Origin of the sequence: Kribbella flavida DSM 17836, assembly GCF_000024345.1 — a bacterium.
In the GTDB taxonomy this organism is placed as follows: domain Bacteria; phylum Actinomycetota; class Actinomycetes; order Propionibacteriales; family Kribbellaceae; genus Kribbella; species Kribbella flavida.
This window is the reverse complement of the sequence record NC_013729.1, coordinates 286545-307838: the sequence shown is the minus strand read 5'-3', so window position 1 is coordinate 307838 and position 21294 is coordinate 286545. Positions and strand designations below refer to the sequence as shown.

The window sequence follows — 21294 nt, the reverse complement described above, 5'->3', positions numbered from 1 at the left end:
CCGCGACGGTGTTCAGCGGCGGCGGGTTCTGCGGGGGGTGCGGGTGGGTTTCTGGTGTCGTTCCTCGTCCCAGAGTTGCAGCAGGGCGAGGCAGACCGCGTTGTGGCGTTCGATCATCCGCAGCTGTCCGCTGCTGCCGGAGAACGCGGAGATCGGGGTCCAGCGCGGCTTGCCGTTCGTGTCCTTCCAGCGCACGGCGGGGAAGTCCGTCACCTGCGTGACCTGGTTCCTCTGGATCCGCCGGGTACGGAAGTAGCCGCGGACCTCGATCCCGTCCGGCCCGTACGTCGCCCCGACCCGATAGGCCCGGACCGCCAGCACCCCGCTCGCGGCGATCACCACCACCGCGACCGCCGGCACCCACGACCGCGCCCCGGCACCATCCAGCAGGGCCGCCACAATTCCGACTCCCACCACCAGCCACAGCCCTGCCTGAGCCACCCGGCTCAGCATCAACGGCCTGACCTCGTGCTCGCCAGCGGGGCTCATGCGCCGAGTTCGGCGAGGGCGGCGTCGGTGAGGCGGAAGGTGGTCCACTCGGCTTGGGGATTGGCGCCCAGGGACTGGTAGAAGTCGATGGCCGGGGTGTTCCAGTCCAGGACGGACCACTCGAGGCGTTCGTAGCCGTGCTGGACGCATTCCTGGGCCAGGGCGGTGAGCAGGGCCTTGCCGAGGCCGGAGCCGCGGTGCGCGGGGCGGACGAACAGATCCTCCAGGTAGATGCCGTGCACGCCGCGCCAGGTGGAGAAGTTGAGGAACCACAGCGCGCAGCCGACCACCTCGCCGTCGTGCTCGGCGACGTGGCAGAACACCGCCGGCGCGGGCCCGAACAACGCGGTCCGCAGCTGCTCGGCCGTCAGCCGGCACGCGTCCGGCGCCCGCTCGTAGTCCGCCAGCGCGTAGACCAGGTCCACGATCGTGGGGATGTCGTCGGGGCGCGCCCGGCGGATCCGTTCGTCAGTCGGCATGCGGACATCATCTCCGGCGCCGCAGGCGCGGCGACGGGCGGACGACACGGCTGATACGACGTCCGGGTTGTTAACGCGCAATCATGGTAAGTCCGCAGCATGACGGGTGATTTAACGCGTCGCGCTGCCTGGGCTCAGCAGGTGTCACCCGGTTACGGCGATCAAGCGATACACGGCACTCGTTCACCTTCGCGTCGACTCGTCGTCACCGGACGACTGCAGGCTGGCCCGGACCCCCCACCCGCCAAGGAGGATCCTCATGTCACTCTCCCGTCGGCGTTTTCTCGGGTACGGCGGTGCCGGCACCGCCGCGGTGCTGCTCGGCACCGGCGCCTGGGACGCCTCGACCACGTACGCGGCGCCCAGCGGCTCCGGCAACCCCTTCACCCTCGGCGTGGCCTCCGGCGACCCGAGGTACGACAGCGTCGTGCTGTGGACCCGGCTGGCCCTCGACCCGTTCGCCGTGGACGGCCGCGGCGGGATGCCGGCCAAGCCGGTCCGGGTCGAGTACGAGGTGGCCCGGGACGAGCGGTTCCGGCACGTGGTCCGCCGGTCGAGCGTGCTGGCGACCCCGGAGCTGGGCCACTCGGTGCACCCCGAGATCCACGGGCTGCAGCCGGACCACGAGTACTACTACCGGTTCCGCACCGGCCACGAGGTCTCGGCGACCGGCCGCACCCGGACCACGCCGCACCCGTTCTCCTCGCCGCGGGAACTGCGGTTCGCGTTCGCGTCGTGCAACGCCTGGCAGGACGGGTTCTTCACGGCGTACCAGCACCTGGCGGCCGAGGACCTCGACCTGGTCGTGCACCTGGGCGACTACCTCTACGAGTCGGGCGTCCGGACGAACCGGCGGGGCGTGGTGACGGATCCGCGGTTCCACACCGAGACGTTCGACCTGGCGCGCTACCGGCTGCAGTACTCGCTCTACAAGTCGGAGGCGCCGCTGCAGGCAGCGCACGCCGCGCACCCGTGGATCCACACCATCGACGACCACGAGGTGGAGAACAACTGGGCCGGCGACCTGTCCCAGGCCGACACCGAGCCGGACCAGGACCCGGCGGTGTTCCGGATCCGTCGCGCGCAGGCGTTCCAGGCGATGTACGAGAACATGCCGCTGCGGCACGACCAGATGCCGTCCGGCCCGGACGTCCGGCTGCACCGGCGGCTGCCGTACGGGCGGCTGGCCGACATCACCATGCTGGACACCCGGCAGTACCGCTCCGACCAGCCGTGCGGCGACGGTGCCTCGGCGACCTGCAACGACCGGTTCGACCCGGACAACACCATGCTCGGCGGCAAGCAGAAGGCCTGGCTGCTGGACGGGTTCCGCCGCTCGAACGCCCGCTGGCAGGTGCTCGGCAACCAGGCTCCGATGGGTCAGACCGACTGGAACCCCGGCCCGGAGACGCACGTCTGGCTGGACCCGTGGGACGGCTACGTCGCCGAGCGCAACGAGGTGCTCGGCGCCGCCCAGGACGCCGGCGTTCGCAACCTGGTGGTGATCACCGGTGACCGGCACCAGAACTACGCGCTCGAGCTGAAGCGCGACTACGCCGACCCGGCCTCGGCCACGGTCGGCACGGAGTTCGTCGGCACGTCGATCACCAGCGGTGGCGACGGCTCCGACACCACCGACCAGGGCAACCAGTTCCTGGCCGCGAACCCGCACCTGAAGTTCTTCAACTCCCAGCGTGGCTACGTCCGGGTCAGCGTCGACCGGTTCCGCTGGCGCTCGGACTTCCGCGTTGTCCCGTACGTCACCACCCCGGGCGCCCCGATCAGCACCCGCGCGACGTACCTCGTCGAGGACCGCACCCCGCACGTCCACCCGGCCTGACCTTGGCCTCCCTCCGGACCGGACGGGATTCAGCAGCCGCAGTGCTTACTCTGAACGCATCTTGCTGTTGGATTTCGTCCGGCCGGTGGGGGAACTTGGAGGGCATGGTTACCCACAAGATCCGCCGGATCGGCGACGTCGAGGTCAGTGCGATCGGGCTCGGCGCGATGCCGATGTCGATCGAGGGCCGGCCCGACGAGGACCGCTCGATCGCGACCATCCACGCCGCCCTCGAGGCCGGTATCACGCTGATCGACACCGCCGACGCCTACCACCTGACCGCGACCGACGTCGGGCACAACGAGTCCCTGATCGCGCAGGCGCTCGCCTCGTACGGCGGGGACACGTCGAACGTGCTGGTCGCCACCAAGGGCGGCCACCTCCGCCCGGGCGACGGCTCCTGGACGCTGAACGGCTCACCCGAGTACCTGAAGCAGGCCGCCGACGCGTCGCTCAAGCGGCTCGGCGTGGACGCGATCGGCCTGTACCAGTTCCACCGGCCGGACCCGAACACGCCGTACGCCGAGTCGGTCGGCGCGATCCGGGACCTGCTCGACGCGGGCAAGATCCGGCTGGCCGGCATCTCGAACGCGAACCCGGAGCAGATCAAGCAGGCCAGTGACATCCTCGGCGGCCGCCTCGTATCGGTGCAGAACCAGTTCTCCCCGGCCTTCCGGTCCAGCGAGCCGGAGCTCGAGCTGTGCGACGAGCTCGGCATCGCGTTCCTGCCCTGGTCGCCGCTCGGCGGCATCTCCAGCGCGTCCGAACTCGGCGAGAAGCACCCGGCCTTCCACCAGATCGCCTCCGAGCTCGGCGTCAGCCCGCAGCAGCTCACGCTGGCCTGGATGCTGGCGAAGTCCGAGCAGGTCATCCCGATCCCGGGGTCGAGCCGGCCGGAGACGATCCGCGACTCCTACGCCGCGGTCGAGCTGGAGCTGACCCCGGAGCAGGTGGCCGCGCTCGACGCCGCCTGAGCCGCGGAATACCGGCGTACCGGCCGTCGTTGCGGCTGACGTTCGAAGAGGCGTCAGCCGCGACGGGAGGTCCCCCATGGAAGACATGCGTGCACTGAGCTACGGCCTGGGCCGGCAGTACTTCGAGGAGAAGGACTACCGCGGCGCGATCCGGGCCCTGCGGCCGGTCGTCGAGGAGACGCCGGACGACGTCGGCACCCGGCTGCTGCTCGCCCGGGCCTACTACCACTCCGCGCTGCTCAAGCCGGCCGAGGAGCACCTGCACGAGGTGCTGACGCGCGAGCCCACGGAGTACTACGCGCATCTGATGATGGCGCGGACGCTGGAGCGTCAGTCCAGGCACGACGAAGCCGTCAAGCACCGGCGCATCGCCGCTGCTCTGACGGGCAACGACGAGCTGCTGCAGCCGCATCGGGTGTAGTGGTGTTGGGCGGAGGAGCCCCCACGCGGGTTCCTCCGCTCCCAGCAAGTCCCCTGCAGCCCCGAGCCGACCAGCACAGCACGTGTTACCAACACCACGCTCCTCAGCCCCCACCCACGGAATGGTGCCTGCCCGAGTAGCGTTATGGATGCATCGGTAGTTTAATAGTGAACTACCTACCCGAGGAGGGCAGATGCAGTTCGGTGTGTTCACCGTCGGCGACGTCACCGAGGACCCCACCACCGGGACCACGGTCAGCGAGGCCGAGCGGATCAAGGCGATGGTGACGATCGCGCTGAAGGCCGAGGAGGTCGGGCTGGACGTGTTCGCCACCGGCGAGCACCACAACCCGCCGTTCGTGCCGTCGTCGCCGACCACGATGCTCGGCTACATCGCGGCGCGCACGTCGAAGCTGATCCTGTCCACCTCGACGACGCTGATCACCACCAACGACCCGGTGAAGATCGCCGAGGACTACGCGATGCTGCAGCACCTGGCCGACGGCCGGGTGGACCTGATGATGGGTCGCGGCAACACCGGGCCGGTCTACCCGTGGTTCGGGCAGGACATCCGCAACGGCATCCAGCTCGCGGTCGAGAACTACGCGCTGCTGCGCCGGCTCTGGCGCGAGGACGTGGTCGACTGGGAAGGCAACTTCCGGACCCCGCTGCAGGGCTTCACCTCGACGCCGCGGCCGCTGGACGGCGTACCGCCGTTCGTCTGGCACGGCTCGATCCGCAGCCCGGAGATCGCCGAGCAGGCGGCGTACTACGGTGACGGGTTCTTCCACAACAACATCTTCTGGCCGGCGTCGCACACCCAGCAGATGATCGACCTGTACCGGCGGCGGTTCGAGCACTACGGGCACGGCGCCGCGGACCAGGCGATCGTCGGGCTGGGCGGACAGGTGTTCATGCGGAAGAACTCGCAGGACGCGGTGCGCGAGTTCCGGCCGTACTTCGACAACGCCCCGGTCTACGGGCACGGGCCGTCGCTGGAGGACTTCACCAGGGAGACGCCGCTGACCGTGGGCAGCCCTCAGGAAGTGATCGAGCGGACGCTGACGTTCCGGGAGAAGTTCGGTGACTACCAGCGGCAGCTGTTCCTGATGGACCACGCTGGTCTGCCGCTGAAGACGGTGCTCGAGCAGCTGGACCTGCTCGGCGAGGAGGTCGTTCCGGTGCTGCGCAAGGAGTTCGCGACGCTGAAGCCGGCGCACGTGCCGGACGCGCCGACGCACGCGTCGCTGAAGGTCGCCGCCGAGCGGGCGCACGCGCTGGAGTCGCTGTCCGCGCCGGAGCCGGTCGCGACGGGCGAGGGGGCCGAGCGATGACCGCGCCGGGTGGGGAGCGCACGATCGCCGTGGTGACCGCCGGACTGACCACTCCGTCGTCAACCCGGCTGCTCGCCGACCAGCTCGCCGCGGCCGTCCGGGACACCCTCGACGGCCGGGGCATCCCGCGCCGGGTGGTGACGATCGAGCTGCGCGACGTGGCGCACGACCTGACCAACAACCTCCTCACGGGCTTCCCGTCGGAGAGCCTGCGCGAGGTGCTGGAGACGGTGGTGAAGGCCGACGCGCTGATCGCAGTGACGCCGACCTTCAGCGCGTCGTACAACGGGCTGTTCAAGATGTTCTTCGACGTGCTGGACGACAAGGCGCTGGTCGGCAAGCCGGTGCTGCTCGGCGCGACCGGCGGCACCGAACGGCACTCGCTGGTGCTGGAGTACGCGCTGCGCCCGCTCTTCGCCTACCTGCAGGCGGTCGTCGTACCCACCGCCGTGTACGCCGCGTCGTCGGACTGGGGCCCGCACGCCACCGCCCTCCGCGCCCGCGTCGAACGCGCCGCCACCGAACTCGTCGACCTCATCTCCCACGAGCCCACCAAGCCCCCGATCGACCCGTTCGCCAACCCCACCCCGTTCGAAGACCTCCTCAAGGGCTGAGACCAGGTGTGCCGGGCCGCCCGCCCGGCTCATACTCGGCCCCATGCTCCTGCTCGCCGGTTACGTGCTCACAGCACCCACTCGCCGTGAGCCGCACCGCGACCACGCCGTACCTGATCCCTACCTGACGATCAGCGCCTGCTCGATGGACGCCGGCATCCAGCCCGAGCTCATCGACTGGTTCACGGATCGCGCCGAGGCAGAACGCGTCCTCGACCCGGCCGGCCCGCTCGACCTGTACGCCGTGGGCCTGTCCGCTCACCACGCGGCCGATCTGCGCGCGCAGTACAACGGCGAGGCGGACCTTGCCTTCGCCTTGCTCGACCAGAACCGGTCGTTGCCCGCCGACGCGGAAGTGCTCGGCCACGAGATCATCGGCTGCGAGGACCACTTCAGCTTTCACGACTGGCACTGCTACGACTTCGCTGTCGAGGCCTGCGCCGCGCTGGACCTTCGGCTCAACCGTCACGGGCTGCTCGATCGCCTCAGCGACGCCGACCGCGCCCTACGCTGGGTGCTCGCGCGCCCGGCCAGTGAAGCCCTTCCCCCTGTGCCGTGGACGGTGGTTGCCGTCGCTCGTTGTGCAAGGCCCTCAACTCCCGGTGCGGTCTGATCTCCAACGGACGAGGAGTGATCAGGCGGAAAACCGGGTATCTGGGGTGGATGGAGCTTCGGGATGGTGGGGTGGGGCGGGCCGCTTGGCGGTTGCCGTACGTCGCCGAGCGGGTCGGCGGCGCCGGGGCCGCGCGACGGGTGGCTCAGGTGGTGGGACGGCTCGAAGGCGCGCGGCGAGGCGGCGTGCACCGGGTGGCGACCCGGATCTCGCCGCGGCTGGCGGACCGAAATCCTGAGCTGGTGAAGATCTCCCCGGACTGGGCCGTCGACGCGATCGACGTCCGCCGGCACGGTCTGCGGCTGCAGCTCGACCTGCGCGACAACCTCCAGGCCGTCCTGTACTACGCCGGCCGCTACGAGCCGACCACCTCCCGCTTCCTCACCGCCGAGCTGCGCGCCGGCGACGTCATGCTCGACATCGGCGCGAACATCGGCCTGCACACGCTCGGCGTGGCCCGGCGGCTGCGTGAGCTGAGCTCCGGCCGGGTGATCGCGTTCGAGCCGGCCGAGGACTCCCTGGCGAAGTTGCAAGAAGCTGCCGAGCGCAACGGTCTCGACGAGCTGATCGACACCGTCCCGGCCGCCCTCGGCGATCGCACCCAAGAGGCCGCCCTGCACGCCGACAGCCGGTACGACGTCGCCGACACCGGCGTTCGCTCCCTGTCCGCGGACGGCGAGGTCGTGCAGCAGGTGACCGTGGTCCGGCTGGACGACTGGGCCCGGGCCAACGACCTGAACCGCCTCAACCTGGTGAAGATCGACGTCGAAGGCGCCGAGCTCGACGTACTGCGCGGCGCCGCGCACACGCTGACCCGGCTGCGGCCGCGCGCCATCCTGGTCGAGGACAAGCTGGAGGACCAGCGGTCCCGGCTGTACGAGGTGCTCGACGAGCTCGGTTACCGGCCGACCGGCGACCTGCTCGACCACAACCGGCTGTTCCGCCGGGACCGGTCGCTCAAGGCATCAACTGGCCGCCATTCACTTCGATGACCTGACCGGTGACGTAGGAGCTCATCGCGTCGGAGGCGAGGAACAGGATCGTGCCGACGCACTCGTGCGGCGTTCCGGCGCGGCCCATCGGCACGGTGCCGAGCAGGGCCCGCATCTGCTCCGCGCCGGTGTGGCGGTCGTGGAACGGCGTACTGATGATGCCGGGCGCGATCGCGTTGACCCGGATCCCGTCGGCGGCCAGCTCCTTGGCCAGACCGCGGGTGAAGGTGCTGACGGCCCCCTTGCTGGTGGCGTAGGCCACCGAGCCGCCTCCGCCGCCGTTGCGGCCGGCGATCGAGGTGACGTTGACGATCGCGCCGCCGCCCTGGGCGCGCAGTACCGGCACGATCCGCCGGCTCATCGCGAACACCGAGGTCAGGTTCACGTCCAGGATCCGGTGCCACTCCTCGTCCGCGATCTCGGTCACCGGAGTCCGCTTGACCAGGTCGCCGGCGTTGTTCACCAGGACGTCGATCCGGCCGTGCCGGGCGATCACGGCGCCGACCAGCGCGTCGGCCGCGGCCGGGTCGGCGAGATCGGCCTGGTGCACCGAACCGCTGCCGCCGGCGGTGTTCACCGCGCTCAGCGTGTGCCCGGCGCCGGACTCGTTGTGGTGGTAATGCAGAGCCACGGTCGCGCCGGTCTGCGCGAACCCCACCGCCGCGGCCGCCCCGATCCCGCTGCTGGCACCGGTGACGAGCACGACCTGGTCGGAGAAGTCGAGAAATCGCATACCCCCATCCTGCCGGACCTGCACCACTCACCAAGCTGACTGCGGCGGGAGACGGCCCGCGGCGCGGTGGCCGGGTGAGCCGCTCGCGGGCGGGTTGGTGAGTGGTGGTGGTACGGCGCTGGTGAAGGGGTTTGCGGCCGGGCCGCCGGAGGTAGCCTCGACGAATGGGGTACGACCTGGCGAAGCTCGAGCTGCGGTGGTGGCGGGTGGCCGACGCGGTCCGGCTGACCGCGGCGCACGAGGACCCCGCGATGGCCGGCCAGGGCGGCATCCGGGACACCGCGAGCGCGGTCGACTGGATCGGCCGGGTGGCCGACCTGGACAACGGCCACGTGTACGCCGTCGCCGACGCCGACGACCACCCGGTCGGCTGTGTCGCGGTGACCAACATCGACCGGCACCAGGTCGGCTGGACGTGGTACTGGACGATCGCCGCGGTCCGCGGCCAGGGCGTCGCCCGGGACGCTCTGCGCGCGCTCGTCGACTGGGCCCACCACGACGCCGGTCTGTACCGGCTGGAGCTCGGCCACCGGGTCGACAACCCGGCTTCCTGCCACGTCGCGGCCGGCGCCGGCTTCCTGCGCGAAGGGCTCGAACGCGAGCGCCTGGCCCACGACGGCGCCCGGTACGACGTCGAACGCCACGCCCGCCTGGTCTCCGACCCCCTGGAGCCACCGAGCCGCCCGGTCACCGTCGCGACCTAGGTCTCCCGGGCGGCGCGGGACAGGCGTTGCGGGCAGGCGACCGAGCGCGGCAAGCCCTACGGTTGACCCATGGCCAAAGGCAACCGGTTGTCGTTCTTCTCGCTCGTGATCGGCGGTGCGGCCGGCTTCGGGCTGCTCTGGCTGACCCGGCGCGCCTGGGACACCTGCCGGGTCGAGGTCAACGGCGTCGGCAACGGCCCGACGCTGCTGTTCGTGGGCCTGCCGGTCGCGCTGGTGGTGAACATCGTGCTGTTCAGCGTGGTGTGGCGGGTGATGAAGAAGGGCGGCGGCGGGAAGTTCCTGATGCCGCTGCTGGGCGCGCTGATCGCGATCACCATCGCCGACCTGGCCCTGTTCTCCTGGGCCGGTACCCCGGCCACCCTGCCCGCCGCCCTCTGCCCCGCGAACGTGCCACCGTGGTGGCCGGAGTGGATCCCGACCTGATCCCCGGGCGCTACCCGGTCGACGCGACCGGCGGCGCGTAGCTGCGCCACCGTTCCTCGACCACGTATCCGAGCGCCAGGTTCGCACCCAAGCTGGCGCCGTTGAGCGCCGCGCCACCGGTACCGAAGACCCGCACCCCGTCGGCGAGCAGCGCCAGGATCGACGCCGCCTTGACCGCCTGCCCGATCCCGCGCCCGCGATACCCGTCCAGGACCGACGTGAACCCGGTCTCCCCGTCCGGCCGGATGTGCGTCGCCCCGACCAGCCGGTCGCTGTCGAGCGCGCCGAACACCCGCCCTGCGGACCACAGCCCGCGGACAACCTCGACCGTACCGACCACTCGATGCGTCGCCGGGGTGTAGGGGTAGTCCCGCTCGTTCGCCGTCTCCAGCTCGTGCAGCGCGACCGCGTACTCCGGTCCGAGCTCCCGCACGATCACCCCGGCCGCGACAGCACGGCGTACGGCGTGGTCCAGCAGGGCGGGAGCGGGGTCGCGCAGCCGGGCGGCCCAGGACTCGCCGACGACGGTGTACCCGGCCGCCTCCAGTACGGCGCAGCGCGGGTCGTCGGCACGGACCACCTCGAACGTCATCCCGGCGATTGTCGCGGTCGCCGGACCCGGGCTCAACCGAGTTCGACGCCGAGGCGCCGGGCCAGGCCCTCGGCGTCGAACGGGGCCCGCACCTTCACGTCGTTGTCGAAGTACACGTACACGTTCCGTCGCTGACGCGGTGCGGGGGATCCGACCCGCTGCCCGTCGGTCGGCGTCCGGCCGCTGTGCCAGGTCTTGATCCGGCGCGCCCAGCGGTCCAGCGCGTCGTCGTCGTACCCGCTGACGTACAGCTCCTCGGCCCCGTGCAGCCGGACGTAGACGAAGTCGGACGTCACGTCGTCCAGCATCGGCCACTTGCCCGCGGTGTCGGCACACACCAGCGCGACGTCGTGCGCACGCAGCAGCTCGACGAACTCGCTCCGCTCGTACGACGCGTGCCGAACCTCCAGCGCATGCCGGATCGGGACGTCGACCGCGCACTCGAGCAGCGCGCGACCCTCCATCCGCTCGTCGTGCCGCTTCGCCAGCTCGGCCGCTTCACCAGTTGTCCTGGGCAACAGCTGGAAAAACGCGGCCAACCGGTCCTCGTCGTAGCCCAGGTTCGGCGGCAGCTGCCACAGCACCGGGCCCAGCTTGTCGCCGAGCGCCAGCACCCCGGAGGCGAAGAAGTTCGCCAGCGGGGCGTCCACCTCGGCCAGCTTCTTCATGTGCGTGACGAACCGCGGCCCCTTGACCGCGAAGACGAACCCGGCCGGCGTCTGGTCGCACCAGCGCTGGTACGACGCCGGCCGCTGCAGCGAGTAGAACGAACCGTTCAGCTCGATCGAGTTCAGCCTGCGCGCGGCGTACTCGAGCTCTGCCCGCTGCGGCAGCCCGTCGGGATAGAAGGCCTTTCGCCACGGCGCGTACCGCCAGCCGGAGATCCCGATCCGGTACGGCCCGTCCGTCCAGCGCTCCATGTCCCCGCCGGTCCCCACCCGTCAAACGGGGCCCGGCTCAGCCGAGCTTGCGCAGCAGCGGTACGACGTCCTCGGTGAACTGGGTCAGGAACCGCTCCTGGTCATGGCCCGGCCCGTGCACGACGAAGTGGTTGAAGCCGGCCTCCAGGTACGGACGGAACTGCTTGACGGCCTGCTCGGGGTCCGAGGCGACGATCCAGCGCTTGGCGACCTGCTCGATCGGCAGCTCGTCGGCCAGCCGCTCCATCTCGGTCGCGCTGTCCACGCTGTGCTTCTGCTCCGGGGTGAGCGACAGCGGCGCCCAGAACCGGGTGTTCTCCAGTGCCGCCTCCGGGTCCCGGTCGTAGGAGACCTTGACCTCGAGCATCCGGTCGACGTCCTCGAAGGTCTTGCCGGCCTTCTCGGCGCCCTCCTTGACGGCCGGGAGCAGCTTCTCGGTGTACAGCTCCATGCCCTTGCCGGACGTCGCGATGAAGCCGTCACCGGCGCGGCCGGCGTACTTCGCGACCAGCGGGCCGCCCGCCGCGACGTACACCTTGACCGGCGTCTCCGGCCGGTCGTAGATCGAGGCGTCGACGGTCGGGTAGAACGGGCCGTCGGAGCTGACACCCTCCTTGGTCCACAGGTCGCGGATCAGGTCGACGGCCTCCCGCAACCGGGCGAAACGCTCCTTGAACTCGGGCCACTCGCGGCCGGACACGGCGATCTCGTTCAGCGCCTCGCCGGTGCCGACGCCGAGCATGATCCGGCCCGGGTACAGCAGGCCCATCGTGGCGAACGCCTGCGCGATCACGGCCGGGTTGTAGCGGAACGTCGGCGTCAGCACCGACGTACCGATCAGCACCCGGTTCGTCCGCTCGCCGACGGCCGCCATCCAGGCCAGCGCGAACGGCGCGTGCCCGCCCTCGTGCCGCCAGGGCAGGAAGTGGTCCGAGACGGTGACGCTGTCCAGCCCGAGCTCCTCCGCCCGCACCGCGTACTCCACCAGGTCCCGCGGCCCGAACTGCTCCGCCGACGCCTTGTAGCCGATCCGAATGCTCACCCTCTGCTCCTCCGTTGTGGCTCGTTCATCCACTGACAACCCGGCCACCGCCCGGTCTATGCCGGGCCCTGGCGTGTCGCCACCGTACTGCGAGCGGCCGGCGTGCCGGAGATTGACGGCCGGCCGTCGTCCGGGCGACGATGGTCCGCGCGTGGCCTACGCCGAACCTCCGTCGACCGTCCCCAGCACGGTCCACCCTGGAGGCAAAGGGACTCAGTCTCAGGTCGCTGTCGAGGTCCGACCGTCTCGGACGAGGTCGCTGGGGGATGCCGTTCGAGGCTGGAAGGCCGGATGACAGCCAACAGGAGTCTCAAACGCCAGGTCCGGGCGCGCGCCGCCAAGACCGGCGAGTCCTACACGACCGCCCTCCGGCACTTCCGTCCGACTCTCCGAGGAGACGAGATGCCGAAGACCTTGCGACTGGCCGTGGCGCAGACCACCTACCGCGACGACCCGCGCGACCCCGCGCTGCTGCGCGCGAGCGGGCAGGAGATCCGCCGGCTGATGCGGGACGCGCACGCGGCCGGCGCCCGGATCGTGCACTTCACCGAAGGCGCGACCTGCTTCCCGAACAAGCACCTGATGTCGTCCACCGGGCCCGACGAGGTCGGTCCGGCCGACTGGACCCGGTTCCGGTGGGACGTGCTGCGCGACGAACTGACCGCCATCACCCGGCTGGCGGGCGAGCTCGGGCTGTGGACGGTCCTTGGCTCGGTGCATCCGCTGACCGCGCCGAACCGCCCGCACAACAGCCTGTACGTGATCTCCGACCGCGGAAAGGTGGCGACCCGGTACGACGAACGCACGCTGTCGACCACCAAGCGGACCTGGATGTACACGGCGGGGACGGCGCCGGTGACGTTCGAGGTGGACGGGTTCACCTTCGGGTGCGCCCTGGGGATGGACGTTCACATGCACGAACTGTTCAGCGCGTACGAGGACCAGGAGGTCGACTGCCTGCTCGTCTCGACGACGGGCGGCGTCCCGGTCGGCCCTGCGGAAGCTGCCGAGGCCCAGGGGTACGCGGCAACGCACCACTTCTGGGTCAGCTTCGCGGTGACGGCCGAGCACAGCCTGGCCGTTCCGTCGGGCGTGACCGGGCTGGACGGCTCGTGGACAGCCCAGTGCCCGGCCGACGGCCGGCCGGCGGTGACGCTGGTCGAGCTGAACCCCGAGGACCGGAGCCCCGGCCTGCGGACCTGGCGCCGCAACACCCGCCGCGCCCTCGCCGACCATCTGACCGCGCCCGCGGACACCCGAAGCACCACCCGCACCAGCTTCTGACCGCTCAGGCCGCGCCCCAGGTACGCCGTACGGCGTGCCGGGGCGTGGCACGTCAGCTGGTCTGGCGCCAGATGTCGTTGACGACCTGCTCGGCCCACTGCTCCCGGCCCGGGCCCGCGGTCGCGGCGACGCCGACCAACCACGACCGGCCCTGCGCGCTGAACGCGTGCGACATCATCACCGCGTGCGGCTTGCCCGGCGCCTGCAGCGAGTACCAGGTGCGGTTGTCCTTGGCCGTCCGCGGCACCGGCACCTTGTACGCCGTCGTCCACTCCTTGTCGAACGCCGCCCGCGCGGCCAGGCACCCTGGCAGATCAGCACACGGCCGTACCGCAATCCGTACGTCGAGGCTGCTGTCCTGCGGCGTCTTCGCGGTCAGCACCCGGCGGTAGATCGTCGAAGCCGACTCGACCGCCGTCCGCTCCTCCAGCACCGGCGGCTCCGGCACTCCGAACTCGAACGGCAACCCGATGCCCCGCACCACCTCCACCGAGGCATTGAGCTGGTAGGTCGACCCCACCAGCCCCTCGAACCGCTGCAGCCGCGACCACGGCGCCGACGGCGGCTTCACGATGCCCGGCAGCAGCACCGGCGACGGCAACGGCCCAGGACTGACCACCGCCGGCGGAGCAGCAGCCGGCTCCTGCTCCTTGATCTTGCTCCCCACCGCCGCCCCGACGGAGTACGCCAGGCTGAACGCGACCAGCACCACGACAACCGCCGCGGCGTAGATCCACTTCGCCGACCGCGGGCGGTCCTTGCCGTCGGCCCCTACTTGGCCCGGCCCGGGCTGCGCTCCGGCTCCGGCTCCGGCGCCTTCCGCGCCGCCCGCGCTCGCCCCTCCGCCCACGATCCCTGCACCGCCCGCGCTTGCCGCGCTCCCCGGGCCGTTCGCGCTCCCTGCTCCAGCCCTGCTTCCCGCACCGGTCGTGCCAGGCCCGCCGCTCGCGCTTCCCGCACCGGTCGCGCTCGCCGCGCCCGACCCGTTGTCCGCGCTCGGCGCAAACTCCTGCCCCTGCCCGATCCCCGGCGAATCGGCGTACCGCGGCAGGCCGCTCTCCCCGCCGACCGCGCCCTCCGACAACCCCACCGCAGGCACGGCCGCCGCGCCGTACCCCGCAAGCTGCTCGCGCACCGCCGCGATCGACTCCTGGTCGTTCCCCAGCAACCCGTCCAGCGGGTCGATCAACCGCTCGGCCCCCGTCTGCCCCGGAATCAGCTGCGTGATCGCGTACGGCGTACCGGCCGTCAGGTTCGCCGCCCACAACGGCGTCTCGTCCTGCCCCGCCCCGAACGCCGCCCCACGGCTCGCCGCACCCAGCCGCTCACGAATCACCGGATCCCCAGCGCCGGCCTCACTCAGCACCAGCGCGACGACCTCCATTCCCGTGGACGACCGCCCCCGCCAGATCTCCGCCAGCGGATGCGCCAGCAGCCGCTGGTCGAGCCGGTACCCGGGAATCTCCGGCGTGCTGTTCACTTCGTCTCCCAGATCGCGCGATCGGCCAGCACCAACGCCGCCTGCTCCGCCTTCTCGGCCGTCACCGGATAGGCCGCGTAATCGACGTGCACGACGATGTCGCCGCGCAGGACGACGACGCCGATCAGCCAGTCCTGCCCGCCGGTCCGCCCGGTGCGCTGGATTTTCGTCGGGTACGGCCGGTCCGGCACCACCTTGCCCGCCTGCCGATCGAACGCCTTGCGCGCGATCTGGTCCGGCCGGAACGGCAGCTCCCCCGCACCCCCGTCCCGCCCGGCGTACGGCGTGATCCGGACGTCAAGGGTCGCGGCGGTGAACGTGCTCTGCTGACTCTCGTCGACCACCGCCCGGCAGCGCACCTCGGTCGTCCCGGTCTGCACGAACGTCACCGGCTCAGTGGCCTTCGGCAACAAGCCCGAGATGTCCCCCAGCCGAGCGCACAGATCCGCCGGCAGCTTCCGCGCCGGCAGGATGTCGTCCTCACGCACCGGCTCCCCGGCCGCGAACCCGATCCCGAGCCCCACCACAACCGCCACCACCGCGGCGATCACCGTCCCCCGAACCACCCGACCAGCCACACCCCCGACCCTAACCACGCGAAGGTCCTGCCCGCCCACTCACCAACACCCCAGCCACCGACACGCGCACTTAGACGCACCCACCCCACACCCCGGTTCCCGCGTATCGCCCCGCCGACGAACCCCGTACCCTGCCACGCTCGCCCGCCTCCACGCCGTCACCCTCGCCCACTGCGGCCCCTCGAATCGACCAGTCACACGAACGTCGAGCCGACCAGACCCGACCGACCGCGCCGCCCACGCCGTCGTCGGCAACGACCGGATAGTCCTTGCCGCATCCCCCGACGCCCGACCTACCGGCCCGTCCGCCGGTCCGTCTGTACGCCGGTCCACCGGCGTGCCCGTACGTCCCGTACGCCGGTTCACCCATACGCCGCCTGCGCCCGAACGGGCTCCACCCCACCCGCCTCACCCCAGCAGCGTCTTGACCGTCCCACCCGACTCGCTCAACTTCGTCCCGAGCCCCGCCAGCGCTTCACCGACCGACGCCAAGATCCCTGACAGATCCTGCAGGTTCCCCGCCAGGCTCTCGATCTCCGTCGCGACCCCGCCGACCTGCCCGCTCCCGTCGTTCAGCCGCTTGGCCGCCGCGTCCCCGATCCCCGGGATCTTGTCCAGCTCGCCGGCCAGCCCCGCGAGCATGCCCGCCGCATCCTTCAGCCGGTCCTTCGCCGCGTGCATCGTGTCCGCACTCCCACTCAGCGCCTTCCGCGCCCCACCCTCCCCGTCGTCCCCGACCAGCGCCCCCGCAGCCTTCGCCGCCTGCTCCCCAGCCTCCGCCAGCCCACCACCGATCGTCTTCAGCAACTCCGGCAACCGCCCGATGAACCCCACCGCGTCATCCGGCAACTCCCGCACCAGCTTCAGCACCTTCTCGAAGTCGTCCGAGTTCTCCACCACGAACCCAACCGCCTTCTTCACGTCCCCCAGATCCCGCCCACCCAGCAGCTCACCGATATCCATGTCCGAAAGGTAGTGCCCCCGCCTCCCCCGCCACCCCACTTCCACCCCAAGACGCGCCGCCCCACCGGCGGCAGCCAACGACAAGACGGAGGCCCCAGCCCACCCCGACCCCCGATTACCACCCCGAGCCCGTCTCCATGTACAGTTTTCGTCGTTGCCTGCGCTCGTAGCTCAACGGATAGAGCATCTGACTACGGATCAGAAGGTTGGGGGTTCGAATCCCTCCGAGCGCGCCAGCAAAGCCTCAGGTCATCCAGGTGGACGACCTGAGGCTTTGTCATGTACTGCGCCCCGCACGCCCGCTCCTGCGTCGCCCGCTTGGCAACGGCCAGCAATCCCCGGCGCGGCCGAGTCGTACCTCGCGCGCTGACTCCGAGCGATCCCCCACCCGCGCCTCGCGAGTTCTGTCCAGCTGACCGCGCTTTGGCTGCCCGAATCGGCCACTGGCGCGGGTAGTTCCGCGGGACCGCCTGGCGGCCATCTGCAGAACCCGGCGAACGCACGGATCTGCCGGCGAGCGGGCGGTTCGTACCGGCTAACCGGTTGCGAGCTGGACGGCGCTCAGGATGCTGGACAGGCTCTCCGGGTGGGCCAGCTTCAACTCCGCGAGATCGCTGGGCCGGAACCAGCGAAGATCGTCGTGCTCATCCGGTGCGGCGTTGACAGGTTCACCTTCCCAGCGCGTCACGAGGAAAGCGTGCATGTCGAGAGTAGGGTCGCTGACCGTCAGAGGAATGGGGAGCGGGTCGTGGACGTGGACACCGAGTTCTTCGAGGCACTCCCGACTGACAGCCTGGTGAGGCAACTCTCCGACCTCGACATGCCCGCCGGCGGAGAAGCTCCAGCAGTCGGGATACCACCGACGCGATGGATGGCGATGGACTAGGAGCACAAGACCGTCGCGCACCAGCACGGCGACTGAGATCGGAATCCGGGCGACCATGGCGACACACTAGAGACGAACGCACCCTGATGCGGCGATCCGTGCGGTCGGGCTGACTCTTGACCCTGACCGCGCGGCCGGTCCCCGGGAGCCTGAAATCGTTTGCTTCGGTCGGGATTGCTCGCTCACACTTCGATGGCATGGAGGATGCCGAGCTCGACGTGCTGCTGAGGAACGACCGCTACCCGCGGTCCGCCGCGTACTCGGCTCGGTGGATGGTCGACAACGCGATGGGGCCGAACCCCGTGTGGCAGGCGGAGGCCCTGACCGACGTCATGTCGCTCGAGCCCGGGATGCGGGTGCTCGATCTGGGATGTGGCACGGCTTTGAGCTCGGTCTTTCTCGCGAAGGAGTTCGGGGTCGAGGTGTGGGCGACCGATCTGTGGATCAAGCCCGACGACAACCTCCGCCGCGTGATTGAAGCCGGCGTCGAGGATCAGGTTCGTCCGGTGTACGCCGAAGCCCACGCTCTGCCCTACGCGGAAGACTTCTTCGACGCACTCGTCAGCATCGGCGCCTACCACTACTTCGGTACCGACGACCTCTATCTCGGCTACTGCTCGCGTTTCGTGAAGCCTGGTGGGCGGATCGGTGTCGTCCAACCCGGTTTCGTAGCGGAACCCGGGGCGGTTCCACCACCACACCTCCAGCCCCACTGGAAATGGGACTTCTGTGCTTGGCACAGCGCCGCTTGGTGGCGGCGGCACTGGGAGAAGACCGGGCTGGTCACCGTCGAGGTCGCTGACCAACTGCCTCATGGGTGGCAGGACTGGTTGCAGTGGAACGAAGCCTGCGACCTCGATGGTGGTGAACCCGGACGGGAAGAAGCTCGCATGCTTCACGCTGACGGCGGCCGCGCCCTCGGCCTGACCCGGATGGTGGCCCGCCGCAACAGTCAACCTCTGCACAGCAGTCTGACGGCTGAGTAAAACCGTACCGTTCCGTCCAGTCGCAGCGGCATGATGGCCGCATGGGGCGAAGGCGAAGGACGGGGCAGCAGGCGGGCTTCGAGGAGATCGTGGAGCAGCTCGAGGCGGATAACCCGGAGGTGCCGGGGCAGCCGGTCGAGTTCAGGTCGCTGATCGCCGATGGGGAGTACGTCGATGAGCAGGGCGCGTGCTGGTCGATGCGGGGTGGGGAGCTTCGGTGGAGTCGCATCCAGCATCTGGCAGATGATCCCGAGGTGCGGGTTGTGCACGTGTACTTGAGCGAGGTCCAGAAGGTGGCGACCGGCGAGCGTGAAGGGTTGTTGGCGAAAGTGCGGCCTTACCTGCAGGGTGGCGTCGGGCTGGACGAGCACACCGACTTCCGGGTGGCGGAGTTCAAGGACGATCGGCATCGGTCCTTGCTGGTCGTCGAGGAGTCTTGTTAGGACTGGGCCCGCCTCGATCCCGTTGGCGGAGGCGTCAAAGGAGATACAGATGCGCTACGACCCGCACGCTCTCGCCGAGCCGGCGGACGACTTGCGGTACGCGGCGAACAAGCTGCACGGAGACGAGATCGTCACGGCCGGCGGCGCTGCGTTTCGCGAGCTGAAGCCGGCTGAGTGGCTCGGGCGCGGGGAGGTCGAGGAGTTGATCGGGCGGACTCCTGGCGTCGAGTTGCTGCTGGTCGACGACACCGTGGACATGCCCAAGGTGTGCCGGGTGCCGGGGCCGGCGAGGAAGGCGTGGCGGCAGCGGTTGTCGGCCTTGTGCAGCTCGGATGACGGGGAGTTCGATCCGCAGGTGGGCTGGGGACTGATGGCGTACAGGTGGGCGACCTCGGGTGGCCGGGAGGCGTTGGTGTTCCGCTTCGAGTGTTGAGACGGGCCCAGGGCGTGTCTCCCAACTCCGCGCCGCAGCAAGCAGGTGCTTGGTGCAGCGAGGTGCCGTGCCGAGCGCCGCACAGTAGGCGGGGAATTGCGCCCTAGTCCTCGTCGGTGCGGAAGGCGTCGACGGAGCGTTCCCGGAGCATGTCGAGCTGGACGGTGAGAGCGCCGATCGCCTCCTCGACGTTCAGGCCCTCGGTTTCGCGGAACGCCCAGCTCGAGTGGCCTTCGTCGTCGAGGCACTTGACCAGGACGATGCCGTCGAGGGCGGTCCAGCCGGGCAGCAGGGGTGGTATCTGGAAGCCGTCGCCGAGGACCCGGCCGATGGGTTCTCCGTAGTCCGTCGCCATATCCCGCATACTGGGCGACTGTGGAGTACTTCGTCTACGGGCGCGACCGTGCCGGCGGCTACGAGATCAAGGTTCGCCTGGCCGAGCCGCACTGGACGTTCATGGACGGGTACGCCGATCGGCTCATCGCCCGCGGTCCGACGCTGACCGAGGACAGCGAGGAAGCGGAGACGACGGGCAGTCTGCACATCGTCGAACTGGCGGACGTGGATGCCGCCCGGGCGTTCGCGTACGACGAGCCGTACTACCGGGCCGGGGCGTTCGAGTCGGTGCTGCTGTACGGCTTCCGCCGGCACCAGGACCGGACGATGTGGGACTTCACCGGAGCGGTCCAGGGGTACGGCCGGTTCCTCGTCCTCACCACCGACGAGCCTTCGCCGACGCCGGACTCGGAGCATCTGATCCTCTCCGGCGACCTGCTCGCGCTCGACACCGGACAACCGATCGGCCGCGCGGCCCTCGTGGAAGCCCCCGACGCGGCAACCGCCGCAACCGTGCTCGCGCCCACCGACCCCCGCCGTACCGACGTACACCACTGGCGCTTCGGCGGCAGACCGACGCTGCAGTAGTACGGCGCACCGGCCCGGCCGCCGACGCGCCGCCGTTGGACGGGGAGAACTCGGCGATGATCGACTGCTGCGCCTCCGACCCCTGCGGTCTTTCACCGGCCGCACGGCTGGCGCCGTATTAGTCGACTGAGGCCGTCTCGGCGGCGCCGCGTCCTGCGCCGATGGCGCCGTCTGCGACGGCTGACGCTGTGTTGGTCGACTGAGGCCGTCTACGGCGTCAGTCGCGGCGGAGAGCAGCACTCGGCGAAGCGCTCGACCGGAGGAGGCAGCAGCGACTCTGCTCGGGACGCGACTCGCCGACGTACGCGACTGGCGCTTCGACTGGGAGGCGGAGTCGGGTGCGCGTGTTCTGCTCGTCGCAGTGCCGACGAGGGCCGGTACACCGCCTCGACGGTCCTCCGCCATCCGACAACGTCCGGCGCGCCGACTCGGTGGGTCACGGAAGTTCCGTGGACCACGCCACCCGGCAGCAGCCTGCGAGGACCTGCGCCGGACCACCACGCCGGAGGGCTGGCCGCAGTGATCGAGCCGGTGCCGATCAGGTTGACGACCGCCTGCAGCGCGCCCCGCGCGCCGGCTCGCTGGTCCCGGACTTCTACTGGGAGTTGGAGCATCTGCTGGTCGACGGCAGTTGGCTGAGGGCGCGCCTTTCATCCCCCCACCTCGGGCGCATCGGCGGCTCTGCAGCCGTCGCCGACGGCGCCGTCTGCGACGACTGACACCGTGTTCGTCGACTGAGGCCACCTACGGCGTCAGTCCTGGCGGAGCGCGTCAGTCCTGGCGAAGCGCGTCAGTCCTGGCGGAGCGCGTCAGTCCCCGCGAAGGCCGTCAGTGCTGGCGAAGGCCATCAGTGCTGGCGAAGCGGCGTCAGTCCTGGCGAAGCGCGTCAGTCCTGGCGGAGGGCCGTTAGGCGGGGGCGGAGCGCGTCAGGCAAGCGCAGGCCAGCGGCGATTATTGTCAGGACAAATCTTGTTGCTTCAAGCAACAACCGACCCAATCACACCCAGCCCTCCCGGGGCAGATCTTCCTGGGATTACGCCACCAAGTGGGCACCGGACAAACGATCCACCCGACCGACCATCGAAATTCCACCGGAAAGCGGTTGTCGGCGGAGGTTTGTGATCGGG

At 70.3% G+C, this 21294-nt stretch carries 25 protein-coding genes and 1 tRNA gene; 15 read left to right on the top strand and 11 right to left on the bottom strand.

Annotated features, from left to right (window positions below):
- Window positions 1-12: 12 nt before the first annotated feature.
- Entirely contained in the window at window positions 13-489 is a 477-nt protein-coding gene (locus tag KFLA_RS01510; RefSeq protein WP_049797239.1) for a hypothetical protein, read from the bottom strand.
- Complete coding sequence (locus KFLA_RS01505) at window positions 486-968, bottom strand: GNAT family N-acetyltransferase (RefSeq protein WP_012917984.1); 483 nt, start codon at window positions 966-968, stop codon at window positions 486-488. Before KFLA_RS01505 ends, KFLA_RS01510 begins: the two co-directional genes overlap by 4 nt.
- Before the next feature lie 259 nt (window positions 969-1227).
- Here KFLA_RS01505 and KFLA_RS01500 point away from each other — a divergent pair, with 259 nt between their 5' ends.
- The 7 genes from KFLA_RS01500 (at window position 1228) to KFLA_RS01470 (ending at window position 7755) form a co-directional block, all read left to right on the top strand.
- Complete coding sequence (locus KFLA_RS01500) at window positions 1228-2808, top strand: alkaline phosphatase D family protein (protein WP_012917983.1); 1581 nt, start codon at window positions 1228-1230, stop codon at window positions 2806-2808.
- A gap of 104 nt (window positions 2809-2912) precedes the next feature.
- Window positions 2913-3782, top strand: a complete 870-nt coding sequence (locus KFLA_RS01495) for an aldo/keto reductase (protein ID WP_012917982.1) — start codon at window positions 2913-2915, stop codon at window positions 3780-3782.
- 76 nt (window positions 3783-3858) lie between these two features.
- On the top strand, window positions 3859-4203 hold the full coding sequence (locus KFLA_RS01490; protein ID WP_012917981.1) for a tetratricopeptide repeat protein: 345 nt from the start codon (window positions 3859-3861) through the stop codon (window positions 4201-4203).
- 193 nt (window positions 4204-4396) lie between these two features.
- On the top strand, window positions 4397-5536 hold the full coding sequence (locus KFLA_RS01485; protein ID WP_012917980.1) for an LLM class flavin-dependent oxidoreductase: 1140 nt from the start codon (window positions 4397-4399) through the stop codon (window positions 5534-5536).
- A complete protein-coding gene (locus KFLA_RS01480) occupies window positions 5533-6150 on the top strand; it encodes an FMN reductase (protein ID WP_012917979.1) in 618 nt (205 codons plus the stop codon). The genes KFLA_RS01485 and KFLA_RS01480 overlap by 4 nt, the downstream gene beginning before the upstream one ends.
- A 43-nt stretch (window positions 6151-6193) precedes the next feature.
- Entirely contained in the window at window positions 6194-6763 is a 570-nt protein-coding gene (locus KFLA_RS01475) for a hypothetical protein (protein WP_012917978.1), read from the top strand.
- Between the two features lie 50 nt (window positions 6764-6813).
- Window positions 6814-7755, top strand: a complete 942-nt coding sequence (locus KFLA_RS01470) for an FkbM family methyltransferase (protein ID WP_041289096.1) — start codon at window positions 6814-6816, stop codon at window positions 7753-7755.
- Here the strand turns inward: KFLA_RS01470 and KFLA_RS01465 are convergent.
- On the bottom strand, window positions 7721-8488 hold the full coding sequence (locus KFLA_RS01465; protein WP_012917976.1) for an SDR family NAD(P)-dependent oxidoreductase: 768 nt from the start codon (window positions 8486-8488) through the stop codon (window positions 7721-7723). The genes KFLA_RS01470 and KFLA_RS01465 overlap by 35 nt on opposite strands.
- Before the next feature lie 164 nt (window positions 8489-8652).
- Here KFLA_RS01465 and KFLA_RS01460 point away from each other — a divergent pair, with 164 nt between their 5' ends.
- Both KFLA_RS01460 and KFLA_RS01455 read left to right on the top strand, forming a co-directional pair.
- Window positions 8653-9192 (top strand): GNAT family N-acetyltransferase, encoded by a 540-nt coding sequence (locus KFLA_RS01460; RefSeq protein ID WP_012917975.1) that lies wholly within the window; start codon window positions 8653-8655, stop codon window positions 9190-9192.
- Window positions 9193-9261: 69 nt separating this feature from the next.
- Window positions 9262-9636, top strand: coding sequence for a hypothetical protein (locus KFLA_RS01455; RefSeq protein ID WP_012917974.1), 375 nt, complete (start codon window positions 9262-9264; stop codon window positions 9634-9636).
- A gap of 10 nt (window positions 9637-9646) precedes the next feature.
- On the opposite strand, the gene KFLA_RS01450 is transcribed toward KFLA_RS01455, so the two are convergent.
- From KFLA_RS01450 to fgd, 3 genes are read right to left on the bottom strand one after another with little or no spacing between them, the layout of a single operon-like run.
- Entirely contained in the window at window positions 9647-10228 is a 582-nt protein-coding gene (locus KFLA_RS01450; RefSeq protein ID WP_012917973.1) for an N-acetyltransferase, read from the bottom strand.
- A 32-nt stretch (window positions 10229-10260) separates the two neighbouring features.
- Window positions 10261-11148 carry a DUF72 domain-containing protein gene (locus KFLA_RS01445; RefSeq protein ID WP_012917972.1) on the bottom strand — a complete coding sequence of 296 codons (888 nt, stop codon included), beginning with the start codon at window positions 11146-11148 and terminating at the stop codon, window positions 10261-10263.
- Window positions 11149-11185: 37 nt separating this feature from the next.
- Window positions 11186-12190 (bottom strand): glucose-6-phosphate dehydrogenase (coenzyme-F420), encoded by a 1005-nt coding sequence (fgd, locus tag KFLA_RS01440; protein ID WP_012917971.1) that lies wholly within the window; start codon window positions 12188-12190, stop codon window positions 11186-11188.
- 291 nt (window positions 12191-12481) lie between these two features.
- Between fgd and KFLA_RS01435 the strand changes: the two genes are divergently transcribed.
- The gene (locus tag KFLA_RS01435) at window positions 12482-13474 is read left to right on the top strand and encodes a carbon-nitrogen hydrolase family protein (RefSeq protein WP_012917970.1); all 993 of its coding nucleotides are present in this window, start codon (window positions 12482-12484) and stop codon (window positions 13472-13474) included.
- Window positions 13475-13526: 52 nt separating this feature from the next.
- On the opposite strand, the gene KFLA_RS01430 is transcribed toward KFLA_RS01435, so the two are convergent.
- From KFLA_RS01430 to KFLA_RS01420, 3 genes are all read right to left on the bottom strand, one after another.
- A complete protein-coding gene (locus KFLA_RS01430) occupies window positions 13527-14954 on the bottom strand; it encodes a hypothetical protein (protein WP_012917969.1) in 1428 nt (475 codons plus the stop codon).
- Window positions 14951-15532 carry a hypothetical protein gene (locus KFLA_RS01425; RefSeq protein ID WP_148256526.1) on the bottom strand — a complete coding sequence of 194 codons (582 nt, stop codon included), beginning with the start codon at window positions 15530-15532 and terminating at the stop codon, window positions 14951-14953. The genes KFLA_RS01430 and KFLA_RS01425 overlap by 4 nt, the downstream gene beginning before the upstream one ends.
- Before the next feature lie 408 nt (window positions 15533-15940).
- Window positions 15941-16495, bottom strand: coding sequence for a hypothetical protein (locus KFLA_RS01420; protein WP_012917967.1), 555 nt, complete (start codon window positions 16493-16495; stop codon window positions 15941-15943).
- Between the two features lie 160 nt (window positions 16496-16655).
- On the opposite strand from KFLA_RS01420, the gene KFLA_RS01415 reads away from it, so the two are divergent.
- Window positions 16656-16731 (top strand) — tRNA-Arg (locus KFLA_RS01415).
- 299 nt (window positions 16732-17030) lie between these two features.
- On the opposite strand, the gene KFLA_RS36350 is transcribed toward KFLA_RS01415, so the two are convergent.
- A complete protein-coding gene (locus KFLA_RS36350; protein ID WP_012917966.1) occupies window positions 17031-17438 on the bottom strand; it encodes an NUDIX domain-containing protein in 408 nt (135 codons plus the stop codon).
- 140 nt (window positions 17439-17578) lie between these two features.
- Between KFLA_RS36350 and KFLA_RS01405 the strand changes: the two genes are divergently transcribed.
- The 3 genes from KFLA_RS01405 (at window position 17579) to KFLA_RS01395 (ending at window position 19243) form a co-directional block, all read left to right on the top strand.
- Window positions 17579-18367: an SAM-dependent methyltransferase gene (locus KFLA_RS01405; protein ID WP_012917965.1), complete on the top strand. Its 789-nt coding sequence runs from the start codon at window positions 17579-17581 to the stop codon at window positions 18365-18367.
- A gap of 89 nt (window positions 18368-18456) precedes the next feature.
- Window positions 18457-18810, top strand: a complete 354-nt coding sequence (locus tag KFLA_RS01400) for a hypothetical protein (RefSeq protein WP_012917964.1) — start codon at window positions 18457-18459, stop codon at window positions 18808-18810.
- A gap of 49 nt (window positions 18811-18859) precedes the next feature.
- Entirely contained in the window at window positions 18860-19243 is a 384-nt protein-coding gene (locus tag KFLA_RS01395; RefSeq protein ID WP_012917963.1) for a hypothetical protein, read from the top strand.
- 103 nt (window positions 19244-19346) lie between these two features.
- Here the strand turns inward: KFLA_RS01395 and KFLA_RS01390 are convergent, their stop codons facing one another.
- On the bottom strand, window positions 19347-19598 hold the full coding sequence (locus tag KFLA_RS01390) for a hypothetical protein (protein ID WP_148256525.1): 252 nt from the start codon (window positions 19596-19598) through the stop codon (window positions 19347-19349).
- 20 nt (window positions 19599-19618) lie between these two features.
- Here KFLA_RS01390 and KFLA_RS01385 point away from each other — a divergent pair, with 20 nt between their 5' ends.
- Window positions 19619-20167, top strand: coding sequence for a YciI family protein (locus KFLA_RS01385; RefSeq protein WP_012917961.1), 549 nt, complete (start codon window positions 19619-19621; stop codon window positions 20165-20167).
- The last annotated feature ends 1127 nt before the right edge of the window (window positions 20168-21294 follow it).